We start from the raw sequence: 15,972 nt of genomic DNA on the forward strand, positions 1-15,972 counted from the left end.
GGTTTCTTGGGTAGTCTGTGGTTTGGCGGCTGGCTTGTTAGCAAACAACGATCGCGCTGTATCCCCCACCCTGTTTTGAACCGATAAGGATTGGCCAATCGCCAAGTGAGTGATTTTTGCACGGACGTTTTTTAGTCGTACTCATCGCCTTGGGCTTGTTGGCGGGTTGCTCGACGACACCGCCAAGAGAGCAAAGCAACCTTTGCAGCATTTACCGCCAATACCCGGCCTGGTACGAAGATTCGCTGAAAATGGAGAAGGCCTGGGGCCTGCCACCGCATGTGGCGATGGCGATCATCAAGCAGGAAAGCAGCTTTGTGCACGATGCCCTGCCCCCTCGCTACTACTTTTTGTGGGTTATTCCCTGGGGACGGGTCAGCTCGGCATACGGCTATGCCCAGGCGCAGGATCCGGTGTGGAGCGAGTACAAGAGCGCGACCGGCAACGGCGGTTCGCGTGACAACTTTGACGACGCGATCATGTTCGTCGGCTGGTACGTCGCCGGCACTCAACGTCAGTTGGGGGTTTCCAAATGGGATGCCTACAGCCAGTACCTTGCCTACCACGAAGGACGTGGCGGATTCAGTCGCCAGACCTATCTACAGAAACCCTGGCTGATGCAGGTCGCGCGCAAGGTTGAGCAACAGGCAAAAGATTATGGCTGGCAACTCCGGCAATGCAGGGGCGAACTGGAGAGCAACCGCAGTTGGTGGTAGTCATGCCTTGGATGACAGCTCATCCACGACGTCCACCTCGGCAGGCTCCTCCTCGTCGTCATCCTCTTCATCGTCGTCGAGCAGAAAGTCCTTGCGCGCTTCAGTGATCGCCCGGCGCATTTCTTCGCCCTTGATCGGGCAGTTGAGCAATTGGGCAATGCGGTCTATTCGTTGTGTCACAGCTGGCCTCCAACGCACCAGTAATTGGCTCGATAGTGCTCGCTTTCGACGAACGACGCCAATGCCCTGAACGCTCAGACCGCAATAGCCCTGTAAAACTTTCAGTCAAACCTTACCGCAGCTCACGTCACAGGCATCTGATCGTCATTTGCCGCCAACACCAACGCCTTCTGATGCACCAGTGAGGCCGGCGGGTGCAACTGCTTCTGGAGCTCGGGATCGATGCGCAAGAAGCGTGGGACAACGTGGCTGACATCGCCGTCTTCGTTGTTGTGAATCACCATGGTTCCCAGATCGCGCAGTTGAGCCAGATGCTCTTCGGTCAGGTTGAAGCTTATGCTCAAGCCTTTGTCATCGATCACCGGTGCCGGTAGACGACGCTGGGCGAAGCTTTTGCTCTTGCGGTGCTGGTAACGCGCCCAGGAGATCAGGACCACCGCGTTGAACAACGCCACCCACAAGTAGATTTGCAGCGTGCCAAGGGCGTCGAGCATCGTCGATTCGATACGCAACCCTTCGTGGGTATCAAACAATGGCCAGAGGCCGCTTACCAGCAGGTACAGCAAGCCGAACCAGGCCAATACCGTGAAAAAGGCATCAATGACGACCAGAAATGGTCGTTGACGGGTTCTGATGATTTTCATTTGCTGAACTCCTCGTCATCGTCATCGTCATTCAGCGGCTTGATGCCACGGTCGGGACTGACCCAGCGCGCACGCTTCTGATGTTGGCCAAACAGCACTTTGGGGAAGCTGACCAGGGTGGTGAGCAGGCTGATGAACCAGAACACCAACGGATACCAGACCACCCAGAACATGGTTTTCCACAGCCCGCGCTCGTAGCGACGGTCGATCAGGATGCTGACCGCGAACTGCAGCAAGCAGACCATCGCCAGCAACAGCCCGGTGAAGGCCGGCGGCAGCAAGTGGTGCACGGCAATGGCGGCCGGCATGTCGACGAACTTGCCCACGCCCCAGAAAATCACCGACAGAAAAAAGGTGAAGGCCCAGCCGGTGGACAGGCAGTACTCGAACAGCAGCGGCCAGAGGTAGCGATGGCGGTATTGCCAGATGCCGCGGATGTTTTTGAACAGCACCTCGGCGCCGCCCTGGGCCCAGCGCAAACGCTGCTTCCACAACCCGGACAGGGTCTCCGGCATCAGAATCCAGCACAGTGCGCGTGGCTCGTAGAAGATGCTCCAGTGATCCAGTTGCAGCTTCCAACTGATGTCGATGTCTTCGGTGATCATGTCCGGGCTCCAATAGCCGACCCGATGCAACGCCGAACGACGGAACGCCACAATCACCCCGGACACGGTAAAAATCCGCCCGAAGACCCGTTGGGTGCGCTTGATCAAACCGATGATCGAAGAGAACTCGCCGACCTGAACGCGCCCGACCAGCGTTGAACGGGTTCGAATCCGTGGGTTGCCGGTCACCGCACCAAGCCGGGCGTTGTCCAGCATGGGAGCCACCAGATAGGCCGCCGTGTTCGGCGCGAGCAAGGCATCGCCGTCAATACACACCAGGTACTCACTGCGCGCGGCAATCGCGCCCATGCGCAAGGCCACCGCTTTACCCTGGTTTTCCGCCAGGTGCAGCACCCGCAGGCGCGGGTCTTCAGCAGCGAGGGCATCGAGGACAGCGGCGGTGTTGTCCTTGGAGCCGTCGTTGATCGCGATCACCTCGATGTTCGGGTAATGCTGACCCAGCGCGGCGTGAATCGTATCGGCCGCGTTATCGCCCTCGTTGTAGCAAGGGATCAGGATCGAAATCAGCGGTTCGCCGGCCAGCGGCGGCGGCAGCGTGTCATCCTTCCACGGCCAGTGGCGCTCCCAGTGCAGCCAGAAATACAGGCCACCGGCGATCCACAGTCCGGACATGAACAGCGGATAGAAAAACACGAAGTCCATCAAGAATTGCCCGGTGACCAGAAAGATCAGCCCCAGGGGAATCCCCAGGACGATCGCCAGGACCAGCAGAGCTAGAAGTCTATCCAGCATGTTATGGATTCCACTTGTCGGAGAGCGCGGGACGCACGGTTTTCAGGTCCGGCTGGTTCTCAAGGAAGTTGTCCGGGTAGTAACCGAAACTGGTCGCTCCCTGGCGTTTGAGGCGACCCATCCAGTCAGTCAGTTGCCTGCCATCGATGTCGGCGCCGCTTTTCTTCGTCCAGTCCCTGGCCTGCAATTCGAACACCGTGCGCTCCAGTGCTCCCGGCCGGGCCTTGACCGTGGCCACCAACTCTTCGAGCCATTCACCCGATTGCTTGAGGGGTTTACCTTCCATCAATGGCATAGCCATCGGTGCGGTCCAGTCGTAGGTGCCGAGGAAGTCGTCGAGGTTCTGCGCGAACCAAGCCTCACTGGGCGGATTGAGCATCGGTTCGGCGAAGATGTTGCGCGCCGTCAGCACCTGTGGCCCACGAATGGCGCGAACCTTGGCGGTGAGCTCTTTGGTGAAGTCGATCAGGTAGCGACTCTTGAACCGAGTCCAGCGCTGCATCATCGCCGGATCATCGCGCAGGGCCGCCATCGACCCCGGCAAGCCGTTGGCCGCATAGGTGCGCAAGGCCTCGGGACTGGCGTCCTCGAAGTCCGACAGCACTGCATCGTCGTGGTAGAGGATGCCGTCGACCGAGGTCAGACGCGCCACGTCCTCGTAGATTTCACCGATGATGCGCCGCACGGTCGGGTCGAACGGCGACAGCCGTCGATATTGTCCCGGGTCAACCGAGGTCTGGCCTGTGGCCGGGTCCCAACGGGTGACCCGGGGCAGTTTTGGATCGAGGGCAAAGCTGAGCACCGGCATCCAGGCAAAAACCTTGACGTGGGCGCGAGTACGCAACTGCCAGGCCACCCGGTCGAAGATGTCGGCGCGAACCGGAAGGTGGCGGTTCGGGAAGTACAACGAGTGCACCAGACCGTCGCCCTGAGGATCGGCGAAGGCTTGCAGGAACACGGTGTTGGCGCCCATGTCGGCCATGCGCTGGATCAGCTTGCCCAGATTGACTTCCTGCTGGGCCGGGTCCGGGTCATAAACGTTGTCCAGGTCGACATGCACCACGCGCATCGGTGAGCTGGACTGCACCGCGACGATGCTGTTGGCAAAGTGTTCGCCATCCGGGTCCGAGGCCACCAGGAAACGCGGACTGCTCATCAGGTTGTCGAGTGCATCGAGCCCGTCATCCAGGGTCAGAGCCATCTGGTAACCCTGGGAATCGACCACCTGCAATGTGGTGCCATCGGCCGTGCCGTACGGCCAGACCCATACACGCGGGTTATAACCGGTAGCCTTGCGGATTTTTTCGGTAATGGTGACCACGTCCTTGCGCAGACGAGCCTGGAAATCCGCTTCCGACTCATAGCGACCGGTCGCAGCGTCATAACGACGAGTCGCCGCCGCCGGCTGCAGGTTGCCTTGCGGATTGGCCAGGATGCCTTTGTGGCTGGCGTCGGTGTGAGCGGCGATTTCCACCAGCCCGGACCTGGAAATTTCAGAGATCTGCGCCCAGGTCAAAAACTCCGAACGCGGTCGCATATCACCTGCGAAGTCCACGAGCTTATCCGGTGGTGTATCGATCCAGGTACCGACGGGCGCCAGCAAGGCATGCCAGTTATAGGCCCGCAACACCGGTAGCACACGGGTGTAGAAGCTCGAATAACCATCGTCGAAACTCAACAGAATGGCTTTGGCTGGCAGTTCGGCCCCCCCCTTGCGCGCGGCGATGATCTGATCGACGGTGACAGGTTTGTAGCCGTTCTCACGCAGCCACGCGAGCTGCTCGATCATCCGCTCGGTGCGCACCGCAACGAGCGCCTGATCAGGGTCGCGGTCTTCGACATCGTGATAGGCAATTCCCAACACATGGTTTTTCGGCCATGGCGCTTCATTGGCCGGCAGCGGGCGCTGTGCCGGTGGCGCAAAGGTCGGGGCTTGCCGGGCGCAGGCGCTGATCAGCAAAACGCCCAACAGAAGGATGCAACGGGTCATCAGAGGCATCTTCAAACTCTTCTAGAAACGGTAGGTAAGGTCGACGAGCAGGCGCAGATCGGTTTCTCGATCGCCGTCGAAGGGCCGGTTGATCGCGCTCAGCGCGGCACCAACCTCGAACACATCATTCCAGCTGAAACGCTGGCCGTAGCTGAGCAGGCCTACACCGCCAGTGGAGTAATCACGCTGGCTGTATGTACCGGCACCGACCTGGAACTGCTGACTCCACGAAGTTTCGTAGCGGTGATAGAGCACGTGATTGACGCTGACCGTCGGCAGGACGCTGAAGTCCGACTTGGGGTTGAAGTAGGGAACGTCCTCATTCTTGCTGTTGTGGCTGGCGCCGACCTCCAGACCGAGGTCGACCTGCACCCCCGGCGCGCTGTACACGCCTTCGCGTCCGGTCAGCAATGCTTCGAGACGATTGTTGCCATCGCTGAAGTGCGACGGGCTGACCGCCAGTTTCCACTCGCGGCTTTCGTTGGCGCGCCAGCGCAGGAAACCGCTGCCGCCGTTGGCGGTGACGTTACTGTTCAGTGCCCGCAGCGGCGTAGTGGCCGAGAGGTAGTCGAGGCTGCCGCCATACTGCCAGGCATCATTGATGTCGCGGGCAATCGACAGGCGCGCGCCCTGTTTGTTGCCATAGCCGAAGTTGTGATTGGAGACTTCCGCTTCCAGTGTCATATCGCGGGTTCGGCGCTCGACACCAAGCCGTTCGACACGGTCACGACCGGTGCCTTCCTGGAAGTCACCAGTGGCATAACCGGCACTTGCAAACACACGCCAGTCCTCATTGATCGGTGGACTGTAGAGCGTGGTCTCAATGCCAAAGTCCTTGCTGCCAGCGACTGCACCGGCACCGTTGCTGCCACCGCCATAACTCTTGCCGCCATAGGTCGATACGCGCAGTTCGGCCATGTCGTGCACCTCACGCTGACGCTCCAAACGCTGCACCGCACGGTTGTCCGGGAATCGCGCAGCGACGTCATCGGTCAACGCATCGAGCTGGCGCCACTCCTGCAAATCCTGCGCGGTATGCCCTTGCGCGACTTCCAGACCGATATCTCGCGGGGCCATGCTCTCGGTTTCCTTGAGCAGATTTTCTGCACGGCGTGGCCAGGCACGCGCCAGGTAGACATTCGCCTGCGCCAGACGCAAACCGACGTTGCCCGGTGCTTTTTCAACCAAGGCATCCAGGCCTTGCTGGCTAGCGGGCAAGTTACCGCTATAGGTGCCCGCCTGGGCGGCCAGTTGTTGCGCGTCCATCCATGAATCGTTGGGATTGCCGATCGGCAAGCCTTTGAGCTCCACCCGCGAGCTCTGAGTCTTGGCCAGGTTTTCGGCGACGGTGCGTGCTTCCTGCGGTTTGTCGCTTTCCATCAAGGCGTAAAACAGCGCCGTGGTGTCTTCTACCCGGTCAGCCGGGTCGGCGTCCGGTGCGACCAGCACTTGGCGATACAAGTCTGTCGCGACGTCCGGTTGACGTTGATCCAGATAGGAGGCCGCCACCCAACGCATGGCGTAGGTTGGAATTTTTACGTTTTCAGCGAGCAGTTTCTGGTATTCGCCGATGACCTCAGCCGTGCGCGCGCGGGCCTTGAGTGCGCCCATGCGGTCGATGCGCCAACGAACCACGTCGTCGTGAGCCTGTGCATCCGGGGTCCAGGTCGCCAGCAACTGGTCGTAGTCGCTCAAGGCACGATCGGCGATGTCGTAACGTTCTTTTTCACTGCGCGTGGCAAATTCCGCCAGCCGCACGCGCTCTGCCGCCACATCACCTTCGAGGCGGCGCTGCGTCACCGGATCGATCAACCCCGGACGTTGACGGGCCAGACGCAAAGCCGGCTCTGGCAGCCGTGCGCGTTGCAGGGCGAAAACGTATTCGCGGGCGACTTCAGGTTTGCTCCCGGCGCGGATGAACGCCTGGTCGTATTCGAACAACGCGTCATAGGTCGCACCGGAACGGGTCAAGGCATAGCCCAGCGCCAGGCGCCGGGCCGGATCGTCAGGTTTGGCCGCGACGAGAGCCTTGGCACGGTTGACGGCCTCGACGGGGTTTCCAGAATCAGCCTGGGTCATGGCCAGGCCGAGTTGCAGGTCAGCATTCGCAGGTTCGAGCGCCAGTGCCTTACGGTAGAGCTCGGTGGCAGAGTCCCAGCGCTTGAGATTGCGGTAGGCACGAGCGGTGGCGGTCAGCGCCTGAATCGGCAGCACCCGGTTGCGCCCCTGGGTTTCATAGACCTGAACCACTTCGGCGTCGAGACCGGCCCAACTGGCGATCTGCAAATGGTCGCTGACCTGGCCGGTGGTCACCTGGTTAGCGGGCACGTTGCGTAACAGCGTCAACACCGGTGCGTAGTTACCAGTACGCGCATCGCGAATCATTTGGTCGTAGGCGGTATCCGCGAACGCCAGACTCGGCCAAAGCAGTTGGCTGCACAAGGCCACACGAATCAGAGGGCGCAAGCCAAGAACAATAAAAGGACGAGTAATACGTGGCATTCGTCAGCATCCTTACATGGCGAGCCGGAGTCTCATACCCCCCTTGCCTGGTTCGAAACGGGAAGTCGGGCAATCACCCGACAAGGTTTTACAAACGCAGTATTTCACGCAAGGTTAGACCACTATCAGGAACACAACATTTGTTCAGATTCAGTACAACGGCTTGACCCCCGTGCGCCCTACAGCCTTGATTTGCGGGCACCAGACAGCAAAACGCCCAGCCAATCCACAAATTCGGAGGGCCGGGCGCTAGCTTGTAACCTGCGGTTTAGAGCGTTCGCTTAAGTCAAGCGGTGGGTCGTTTACTGGGGTGCGCCAGTGGTACCGAGCTTGCTCATCACGAAACCGACGAACTGTTCGACGGTCATCTTCTGGCCGTTGAAGTCCACCTGATTATTGGCGTAGTGCAGTTTGGAAACGATGTTGTTGCCGTCCAGCGTCGCCAGTTGCGTACCGACAGCCATGCTGCTGACCATGTCACTGGTCGCAGCGGCTTGATCGGCAACGGCTTTGACGTCGGTCTGGCCTTCCATCTGCGCCTGCACTGTCACCAGATCGGTGATCATCGGCTTGGAGATCTTCAGATTGAAGTCCAGCAGGGCAATCAATTGCTTGCCCAACTGGTCGGGTGGCAGGTCCAGCGATGTCGGCTTGGTCAGGTCAATCACCAGGCTGGCACGGCTTTCACCGTTCGGGGTGGAGAACGAAAAGTTCTCCAGCGCGACTTGTGGCTGGGCGGCCAGCAACGTCTCCAGACCCGCCTTGACTTGTGCCTGTTCGGCGTCGGTCAGCTTCAGTTCGGGCGCCGGTTCACCCGCAGCGGCAGCAGCCGCGGCGGCCGCTTCGTACGGCTGCAGTTTGTTCTGGTAGATCTGTACCAGCGACAGCGTCGACGGAATATCGAGGTTTTTCATGCTCCAGGCCATTTGCGCCGAGCCGAGGGCCTTGTCGTTGAGGGCGATTTCGCCAATCTTGTAATCGGCACGACCGGCTGCGTTGGTCCCGGACTCGGTGGTGGAACTCTTCATTTCAGTGTTCTTGAAGGTCATCACCGACTGTTTGTCGCCAAAGGTCGTCTTGGTGCTGGTCAGCTCGACGACGTTTTCCCCCAGGTAGTAGCCATAGCTGCTTTTGCTGAGGTTGCTGGCCAGGGTCAGGCCATTCAACTCGACTTTCACCGGGGACTGGTCTTCGGCAACGCTGGTCAGCGTGAGGCTGTCCATGTAACCGTCAGCCTTGACCTTCTGTGCCTGGGCGCTGGCCGACACGTCGATGTTCAGACCGGAAAACTTCAACGTGGACTTGTCGTCCAGTGCCGTTTCGACGGGCAGCAGTTCAAGGTTGCCGCTGGTAGCACGGTCATAGCCGATGTTGACCACACCCTTGAGTGGAGACGCATCCTTGGTGGCGGCAAACCACTTCTCGGTGGTCGGGGTCTTTTCCAGCGAGTAGTGACTGGTGGCCATGACCGGCAGCCATTTCAGCGACACCAGGCGCGAGAATGGCAGCGGGCCGTGTTCGATGTGGTCAACGAACAGCAGCTCTACGCCTTCAGGGTTCTCGCCGAACATTTCGCCCTGGCCCTTGAGGCGGTAGTGCGCGGTACTGCTGAACAACTGGCGATCCAGCGACACCAGTTCCAGGGTCGCGGTGCCGTTGGAGCCGACCATCGCCGTTTGCAGCTCTTTGTTGGCATCAGCGATCGAGGTTTGCAGCACCCCTTCCAGTTTCGTACCGGTGTACCAGGCGCCGCCGGCGCTGATTGCACCGATGGCAACGACGATTCCCAGAAGCACGCCTGCTGATTTATTCATGAATGACCCGATCAATGTCCGTTGTTGAAAATGTGGTCGTCTTCCCTGAACCCTCGACGGGTTGCGGCTCGACTCCGCTAAAAGTGCGATGAGATTAGCATTTGTGCCGTGGAGCGGCCCAATGATTAAAGGTGAAAGAATGTCTATGGAGCGTTGCAGCCTGTGGACAGTCCGCGTTGATCTTTCCCACGCTCTGCGTGGAAATGCTGCCCGTGACGCTCTGCGTCACATCCAGAGCCGAACGCGGAGCGTCCGTAGAAGCATTCCCACGCAGAGCGTGGGAACGATCGGTGGCTGATCAGGAATACTGCACTTCGATCTCATCCAGCTGATGATCAAAGCTTTTCAGCCGTGCCGTCCACGTATAGACCAGCACTTCGAAATCCCGATTGATCACCGCGCCATTCGGTGAATCCGCGCGCGGGTCGCAAAAATCCAGTTGATAGCGTTCGCGGGCCATGGCGTTGGCCACGTCAGACAGTTCGCGGGCATTGTTCAGCCAGTGCCAGCCTTCATCGGTGACCTGTTTGTCGAGGGCCAGGCATTGGGTTTTGAGCGCTTCGAGGCTTTTTTCCAGCGGGGTGCCGGTAAGTTCGCCCATGACTTCCTGAAAAGTACGCCCCGGTTGCCAGTAACTGCCCCAGAAATACCGGTCGAATACCGTTTCAACCCGGCGCAACGCCACCTTGGTGTCCCAGATCAGCACCAGGGTCTTGCCTTGCTCGAGTTGTTTTTTCTTGATCCGCCGGGTTTGCAGCAAAGCCCAGGCGGCGACTGCGATCGACATCACCCCGATCAACGCACTGGCACTGTCGAGAAAGATCAAAGCCTTATCAATCTGGTGCGTCAGCATCACGCCATAAAAATACGTTGCCGAGAGCAGCACCAGCGCGACAATTGCGCACCAGAAGCCGGGAGCATAAGGGTTTTTCATTATTGGAATCCCCATGACCAATGCGAGCTTTGACTGCCGGACCCGCCTGCGCGAACCCGACATCTAAAAGCATAGCAACGGCCTCAGGGTTTCGTTGGCTCTGAACCTTGCGTTCGTCCGCTTTCCCAACCGCCGCCCAGCGCCAGGAACAAATCGATCTGGCTCATGGCAACCTGGGTATTGGCAGCTGCCACCTGCGCACGCACGTCGGTGTAGGTGCGGGTCGCCTGCAAATCGGCGAGGAATGACGCCCGGCCAGCCTGGAAGAAGCGGTGCGTCTGGTCCGCCGCCTGTTGCGCCGATTGCTCGGCATCCACCAGGGCATCGCGACGCTGCAACAGCGCGGAATACTGCGCCAGACCGGTCTGGGTTTCGCGGATCGCGTTCAACACCACCCCGTCAAAGTGCGCCAACGCGCCTTGGGTCGCCGCTTCAGCCTCACGCACCCGTGCCCGGGAGCCGTTGGATGGCACTGTCCAGGTCAACAACGGGCCGAAACCCCAGCGATTGGTTTGCGGTTGGCCAAGGTGATCGAGAATACCCACGGTACCGACGGTCGCGCCGATGCTGATGTCCGGGTAAAGCGCACCGGTAGCAACCCCGATGTCCGCCGTCGCGGCCGCCAGTTGACGTTCGGCCTGACGCACATCCGGCCGCCGTTTAAGCAGCGTGGCGCCGTCACCGACCGGCAACAATTGCGCAATTTTTGGCAGTTCGTGACAACTGCTGGTCCCGGCGGGTAATTGATCCACCGGTTTAGCCAACAGCATCGACAAACGGAACAGCCCGGCCTGACGAGCGGCCTCATAGCGCGGCATATCGGCGCGCAAGGATTTGAACTGGGTTTGCGAACGGGTGACCTGGGTTTCGTCACCGCGCCCAGCATCGCGCAGGCGCTGAATCAGCGCGGTGCTCTGGCCTTGCAGGTCCAGTGAGTGCTCGGCGATTTCACGCTCTTCGTTGGCCGCGCAGACCTGGGTATACGCGCGCACCACATCGGCGACCAAGGTAATTCGCGCCGTATCGGCTGCAGCTTGCGTTGCGTCAGCGCTGGCTTTCGCCGCTTCGATGCCGCGCTGCAAGGTGCCAAACAGATCGAACTGATAGGACGTGGTGATGCCGATATCACCGACATTGGTCACCGGGATCTTTTCCGGCAGTAAGAACGCCTCGCCGGATTCCTGCAAACGCTGGGCGCCGACCTTCACGCCACCGCTCCAGCCGCCCGCCGACTCGGCTTGTTCGACCCGGGCACGAGCGCGCGACAGGTTGGCTGCTGCCACTCGCAAATCGGTATTGGTGGCCATGGCCTGGCGCACCAGCTCATCCAGACTCGGGTCCTGGTACAACCGCCACCAGTCGCCCGGCACCGGCGCCGACACCACGTTTTTACCGTGCGCGGTCAGATCGCCCTGAAAGTCTGCGCGGTGCACCGCTGCCTCTTCAGGCAAATGGTAATCCGGGCCGACCACCTGACAGGCCGACAGCAGCAAGCCGAGACCGGCCGTCGCTAAACAGGCGGCCGCTTTCATTGCTCCGGCTCCTGCTCAGGCTTGTCGCCGATGATCGATACGGTCGCGGTACGCCCGGCAATCATGCGGAAATCTGCCGGCACGTCATCGAAGGCAATCCGCACCGGAATCCGCTGCGCCAACCGCACCCAGCTGAACGCCGGGTTAACGTTGGGCAGCAGGTTCGAACCGCTGCTGCGATCACGGTCTTCGATACCGGCGACGATGCTTTCGACATGCCCGCGCAATCGCGCACGGTCGCCGATCACGCGGATATCGACACCTTGGCCGACATGAATGCCGTCGAGTTTGGTTTCTTCGAAATAGCCGTCAATGTGGAAGGAGTTGCTGTCCACCACCGACAACACCGGACGGCCGGCGGTAACGAACTCCTGAGTACGCGGTGCGCGGTCGTTGACGTAACCGTCCACCGGACTGCGGATTACCGAGCGGTCGAGGTTGAGCTGGGCGCTGTCCACCGACACCTGGGCCTCGGACAACGCCACCTCGGCGCGGGCCACACGGGACTGGCTTTCTTCCAGTTGCTCGCCCGGCACCAGATTGCCCAGGCCACGGTTGCGCTTGGCTTCACGTTGCGCCTGGGCCAGGGTTTCCTGGCGGTCGGCGACCGTGGCCTTGGCCTGGCGCAGCGCCAGTTTGAAACGGTCCTGGTCGATGCTGAACAGCACCTGGCCGCGCTTCACCGGTTGGTTATCACGCACTTCCACTTGCTGGATCAACCCGGAAACGTCCGGGGCGATCTGCACGATATCCGCACGAATGTGCCCGTCACGGGTCCACGGAGCGAACATGTAATACATCACCATGCGCCAGACCACGACGACCGCAAAGGTCACCACCAACAGGGTCAACACCACACGGCCAAGGGTCAAAATAGGTTTTTTCATGTCATCAGGTATCGACTGAGTGAGTCCACGGCGCCGAGCAGCAAGGCGTAAAGACCAACGTTGAACAATGCCCGGTGCCAGACCAGACGATAAAAGTGCAGGCGCGTCAGCAACCCGTGCACCACCAGGTACAGCACATACGTAATACCCATCAGCACCAGCAACGTGGGCAGGAACACCCCGCTGATGTCCAGATCACCGATCATAAAGGCGCTCCATCGATACCTTGGGGAAACGGTTCATCGATCTCGTTACCGATGAACTCCACGCCCGGCAACAGCGCCAGACGCAGACCGGCGAGGGCATGCAGCAGGTGTAGACGGGTTTCGCCGTCACCCTGCAGGCCTTGGCCATTGAGTGCGCGCCGGGTGCGATCCAGGGTCATCAGCAACGGCGCTGGCGCTGGCAAGCGTTCGCCAGCCTTGAGACAGGCCTTGAAGTACTCGCCGACCTCGGCCACCACCTGCCGCAGCAAGACGTTCGGTCCCCCTTGCACCCGTGGCGCGTACGCCAGCAAGTCCAGCAGGTTCAGCGCCACGCGCACTTCGCGCAACGCCACGCCGGTGTCCTGACCGGTCATCGCCAGGCGCGGCAAATGCTGCATCAGCCGATCGAGCATCTGCACACCCAAGTGACGGTGTTCAGCGAGGTTCGCCGGCTCGGTCATGCCGACGATGTCGCGCCAGCTGAAACGGGTCAGACGCTTGGCCGCCAGCTCCGAACCGAAGGGCCGCGCTACGAGAGTCCAGATAAAGGCAAACAACAAGCCCATGGGCCCGGCCAGGTTGGAGTTCGCGAAGCTCAAAAAGTCCGCGTCGTAGGCGCCCTGGATGCTGATAAACGACGAGGTGTTGACGATGGTCAGCAGCATGCCGAGGTAGAAACGCGGCTGTACGGTCAGGGTGCCGACGCAGATAAACGGCACGGCAAACGCCAGCACCAGCATCGGAAAGTCATGCAGGTTCGGCAGGATCAAAAACAGGTAGAGGCTGGCAAACAGCACCGACATCGCGGTCCAGAAAAAGAACCGGTAAATCTGCGGTGCCGGGTCGTCCATCGCGGCGAAAAAGCTACACGCCACCGCCGCCAGAATCACCGCGCTGCCACCGTCGGTCCAGCCGAGCAGAATCCACAGCACCGAGGCGACGATGATCGCCAGCACCGTCGATGCCGCCGAATAGAGCATCAGCCCACGGTCGAGAAACGGTGTCAGCCGGCCCAGCCGCCAATGACGGTAGACCGCACGCCAGTTGTCCTGGCTTTCGCAGCGAATCGCCTCTTGCAGGCTGCGCAGGTCCTGCCACAAATCGATCCATTCACCGAGGCGATACAGCGCGTTGGAAAACAGCAATTGCTTGCGATCATCCAGCGCTTCGGCACTCGGTTGCAGGGCTTCAAGTTGAGCGCGCAGGGCTTGCCAGTGCTCGACCGAAGCGTCTGTGCGGTCAAGCCATTCAACGGTCGCGGCCAGCAGCGGCGCGAACTTGTCCACAAGCTCGGGCGTGCGCCGCTGCAAGGCGTACAGCGCATCGTCCAGCGCATCCACCACCGGCAGCAGGTGAATCATCCGCCCGCGCAGTTCTTTGATGTTGCGCACGGTTTGCGGCCGCGCACCTTCGTGGGGCAACTGGCCGATCATCAATTCCAGGGAGTTGAACGTGGCCACCATCGAGGCGCGCAAGGTGCTGACTTCGTCGGGTTGCACGTTGCGGGTCAGGAAGCGCTGGCTGTAGGTCACCGCGTCGCTGAACCACTTGCTCACCGCACCATCGAACACCGGCGCCAGCCGTCGGGGCCAGAACAGACTGCCAACCACCGCTGCGCAGACGATGCCGAGGAAGATCTCTTCAGTCCGCGCCTCTGCCACATCCCATATCGCCAAAGGGTTATCCACCACCGGCAGGGAAATCAGCGGCAAGGTGTAACCGGCGAGCATCAGCGCGTAGTTATTGGCGGTGCGCAAATGCATCGACAGAAACAACAGGGTGCCGGTCCACAGCGCGATGACCAGCACCAGCACATACGGGCTCTGGACGAACATCGGCACAAACAGCAACGCCGCTGCTGCCCCGGTCAAGGTGCCGATGGCACGGTACAGGGCCTTGGAACTGGTCGGCCCGACGAACGGGCTGGAAACGATGTACACCGTGGCCATCGCCCAATACGGACGCGGCATTTGCATGAGCATGGCGATGTACAGCGCGATCATCGACGCGGCGAAGGTACGCACGCCGTAAAACCAGTCGCGGGCCGGCGGTATGCCGCTAAAAAATCCGTTCATGAGGGGGTCACCGGTAACTGCTGCTCTGCCGTCTCGAACGCGCGAATCACCCGCAGCGCCGCCTCCAGATCCGCCGGATCGATGCCTTCAAGCACCACACGGCGCAAGCGCACCAACTCGGCTTCCACCGCTTGCACCAACTCACGGCCAGCATCGGTCAGGCTCAGGCACTTGGCGCGACGATCAAGGGGATCTTCAGTGCGGCAGACATACCCGGACTGGCACAACTGGTCGAGCAAACGCACCAGCGACGGACTCTCCATCCCCGCCGCCTGCGCCACCGTCACCTGCCGCACGCCCTCGCCCAGCCGCCCGATCATCAGCAACGGGACCGCGCAGGCTTCGGAGATGCCGTAGTTGACCAGCGTGGTCTGGCAGATTTTCCGCCAATGCCGCGCGGCCACCACCATGGCACTGCTGATGTTCATCTGAAGGGCGTCGAGGGTCTGGGACACAGGAGAATTCGCACACTGTTAGTTTGCTAACTATCAATATCGCACTGGAGGGGAAATTCAGTCAAGTTTTGAAACAAATTAGCCTAGCGGGCAAAACACAACACCTGTGGCGAGGGGGCTTGCCCCCGCTCGACTGCGGAGCAGTCGCAATGGCGGCGCCCGTCGTATATGGCTGAAGAAATATGGTGATCGCTCAGGGCCGCTACGCGCCCCAACGGGGGCAAGCCCCCTCGCCACAGGTTTGGTGTTCACCTCGAATGGGGGGGGGCTTAAAGGTGTTGCAGCTCTTCCATAAGATTCAGCCCATCGCGCAATGACATACGCGGCATAGATCAGGCGATAGAAGTCTTAGTCGTTGAGATCGCGAAGGGTGATCGAGGTGAGGGTTTCCAGCAGATCGGTGCCGATGCGGATTCGGCTACAGGCAGTTTCGTGGAGAAAATGGGTCGGTGCGAGGATGTTGTAGGCCAGAACGCAGCCGGGGGTTGGGTTGGTTGTCAGTGGACGATATGGGTGCATAGGGAATATCTCGTAGATAGTTTTAGGAACAGCCTCTACGTAGAATTAGGATCGCCAAATCCTGTCGCCGATGTGTGCAGTGGTCAACTATAGGGGGGGGTCGGGGGGCGCAACCGAGCAAAACCGTTACGGACTTTTCCTATCGTTTTTTAGCCCGTTC

At 60.4% G+C, this 15,972-nt stretch carries 14 protein-coding genes; 1 reads left to right on the forward strand and 13 read right to left on the reverse strand.

The features are described from left to right. Nucleotides 1–116: 116 nt before the first annotated feature. Complete coding sequence (locus AC1RJ3_RS24675; RefSeq protein ID WP_256585307.1) at nt 117–716, forward strand: transglycosylase SLT domain-containing protein; 600 nt, start codon at nt 117–119, stop codon at nt 714–716. Here the strand turns inward: AC1RJ3_RS24675 and AC1RJ3_RS24680 are convergent, their stop codons facing one another. The 13 genes from AC1RJ3_RS24680 to AC1RJ3_RS24740 form a co-directional block, all read right to left on the reverse strand. Then, a complete protein-coding gene (locus AC1RJ3_RS24680; protein ID WP_347928566.1) occupies nt 717–896 on the reverse strand; it encodes a hypothetical protein in 180 nt (59 codons plus the stop codon). It abuts the gene before it with no gap. A gap of 122 nt (nt 897–1,018) precedes the next feature. After that, a complete protein-coding gene (pgaD, locus tag AC1RJ3_RS24685) occupies nt 1,019–1,540 on the reverse strand; it encodes a poly-beta-1,6-N-acetyl-D-glucosamine biosynthesis protein PgaD (protein WP_054595028.1) in 522 nt (173 codons plus the stop codon). After that, nucleotides 1,537–2,898, reverse strand: coding sequence for a poly-beta-1,6-N-acetyl-D-glucosamine synthase (gene pgaC / locus AC1RJ3_RS24690; protein ID WP_054595027.1), 1,362 nt, complete (start codon nt 2,896–2,898; stop codon nt 1,537–1,539). The genes pgaD and pgaC overlap by 4 nt, the downstream gene beginning before the upstream one ends. Nucleotide 2,899: 1 nt before the next feature. Beyond that, nucleotides 2,900–4,897, reverse strand: a complete 1,998-nt coding sequence (gene pgaB, locus AC1RJ3_RS24695) for a poly-beta-1,6-N-acetyl-D-glucosamine N-deacetylase PgaB (RefSeq protein WP_493081003.1) — start codon at nt 4,895–4,897, stop codon at nt 2,900–2,902. A 12-nt stretch (nt 4,898–4,909) separates the two neighbouring features. Further along, entirely contained in the window at nt 4,910–7,390 is a 2,481-nt protein-coding gene (gene pgaA / locus AC1RJ3_RS24700) for a poly-beta-1,6 N-acetyl-D-glucosamine export porin PgaA (protein ID WP_493081005.1), read from the reverse strand. Nucleotides 7,391–7,692: 302 nt separating this feature from the next. Then, nucleotides 7,693–9,204, reverse strand: coding sequence for a YdgA family protein (locus AC1RJ3_RS24705; RefSeq protein WP_054595024.1), 1,512 nt, complete (start codon nt 9,202–9,204; stop codon nt 7,693–7,695). Between the two features lie 298 nt (nt 9,205–9,502). Further along, on the reverse strand, nt 9,503–10,138 hold the full coding sequence (locus AC1RJ3_RS24710) for a hypothetical protein (RefSeq protein WP_054595023.1): 636 nt from the start codon (nt 10,136–10,138) through the stop codon (nt 9,503–9,505). Nucleotides 10,139–10,221: 83 nt separating this feature from the next. Beyond that, nucleotides 10,222–11,670 (reverse strand): efflux transporter outer membrane subunit, encoded by a 1,449-nt coding sequence (locus AC1RJ3_RS24715; protein ID WP_493081008.1) that lies wholly within the window; start codon nt 11,668–11,670, stop codon nt 10,222–10,224. Further along, nucleotides 11,667–12,557, reverse strand: coding sequence for an efflux RND transporter periplasmic adaptor subunit (locus tag AC1RJ3_RS24720; RefSeq protein ID WP_103319480.1), 891 nt, complete (start codon nt 12,555–12,557; stop codon nt 11,667–11,669). Before AC1RJ3_RS24720 ends, AC1RJ3_RS24715 begins: the two co-directional genes overlap by 4 nt. Next, nucleotides 12,554–12,763, reverse strand: a complete 210-nt coding sequence (locus tag AC1RJ3_RS24725) for a DUF1656 domain-containing protein (protein ID WP_017478036.1) — start codon at nt 12,761–12,763, stop codon at nt 12,554–12,556. Before AC1RJ3_RS24725 ends, AC1RJ3_RS24720 begins: the two co-directional genes overlap by 4 nt. Next, entirely contained in the window at nt 12,760–14,838 is a 2,079-nt protein-coding gene (locus AC1RJ3_RS24730; protein WP_493081011.1) for an FUSC family protein, read from the reverse strand. The genes AC1RJ3_RS24725 and AC1RJ3_RS24730 overlap by 4 nt, the downstream gene beginning before the upstream one ends. Further along, nucleotides 14,835–15,266 carry a MarR family winged helix-turn-helix transcriptional regulator gene (locus AC1RJ3_RS24735; RefSeq protein WP_054598214.1) on the reverse strand — a complete coding sequence of 144 codons (432 nt, stop codon included), beginning with the start codon at nt 15,264–15,266 and terminating at the stop codon, nt 14,835–14,837. Before AC1RJ3_RS24735 ends, AC1RJ3_RS24730 begins: the two co-directional genes overlap by 4 nt. A gap of 375 nt (nt 15,267–15,641) precedes the next feature. Beyond that, complete coding sequence (locus tag AC1RJ3_RS24740) at nt 15,642–15,812, reverse strand: hypothetical protein (RefSeq protein ID WP_493081013.1); 171 nt, start codon at nt 15,810–15,812, stop codon at nt 15,642–15,644. Between the last annotated feature and the right edge of the window lie 160 nt (nt 15,813–15,972).

This window comes from Pseudomonas sp. GW822-FHT04C11 (assembly GCF_058800905.1).